Origin of the sequence: Parapedobacter composti, assembly GCF_900112315.1 — a bacterium.
GTDB lineage: Bacteria > Bacteroidota > Bacteroidia > Sphingobacteriales > Sphingobacteriaceae > Parapedobacter > Parapedobacter composti.
On sequence record NZ_FOLL01000060.1, the window covers coordinates 1 to 1049 of the forward strand.

General features: G+C 51.9%; 1 protein-coding gene. It reads right to left on the reverse strand.

All coding sequences use genetic code 11. The features are described from left to right. Positions 1-1049: hypothetical protein (locus BM030_RS20015; protein ID WP_211657679.1), on the reverse strand; the 1049-nt coding region annotated here is incomplete at both ends.

Here is a 1049-nt window from a genome sequence, read left to right on the forward strand (position 1 = left end):
ACGCGCGGTAAGCGGCTTACCTCATAAACGCGTAAGGATGTCAACGCCGTAACCGTGTTGTCAAAACGAAGTTCAACCCTGTCAAAAGGGTTGTCTACTTTAAACGCCAATTCGTACTTCTGTGTTCCCGGAAGCAGTCGGGCGTTCAGCAATCCGCCATTTGCGACGATAGGGCTGCCCACAGCTGTCCCCCGGTTATAGGGCTGGATGGAAAAAGACGACAATACACTTAAATCCAGCAGTGACCCCGGTTGCTCAAGCACAACCCGGACCACCTGCCCCGGCTCCGAAGGTGTAGGGAACACCGTATTCAGGTAAATCGTGTTCAATGCCCCCACACCGACGTTCATTGTCGCGTAGTCCGTGAAATTATCGATTGCGTTGTACGGATTCGTCACCCCGCCCAGCGATGTCAACGCACCGATGGAGCCCGACCGGGTACCGTGCAATACGTCTACCGGGGTATGTTTCTCCTCACAGTTCGCATAACTATGGTCTTCATAGATATAAGCATGGAAGACACCACTTGTCAGCAGCACACTCAATCCGTCGCCGCTCAGCCTTACAAAAACACCCTGATAATCCTCGCCCGGCGTAAATGTCACCTCGAAAGTGCCTGTTCCCTGAAGCAGGTTTAATAATGCATTCCCCGAATAGGCCACGGTGCGGTTATTCGTATTATAACCTGCTCTATTAACCAACGTAGCGCTAACGGGAGATAAATTGCGGAATGAACCGATTTCAACACCGCTCAGTAATCCCAGCACCTCACTGGGTAACTGGATTTTCACTGTCACGGGAACATCCCCACTTATCGTCCGGACGTTGCCGTGGTTGCCATCGGTCGTAAACTCCAGGTACTGCGTTGCCGACAGCAGCCCGAGCACACCTACGGGGACACTTAATGTCGACTGCGTCCGGACATTGCCATCTATCGCATTCGAACCATTGGCGACGCTACCGGTTAAAAGTCCAAAAAGGTTTATACCCGCTTCATAACTGCCTTGGAAATTAGCGTATGTACGCTTCTTATCCTGTCCATACCCCAC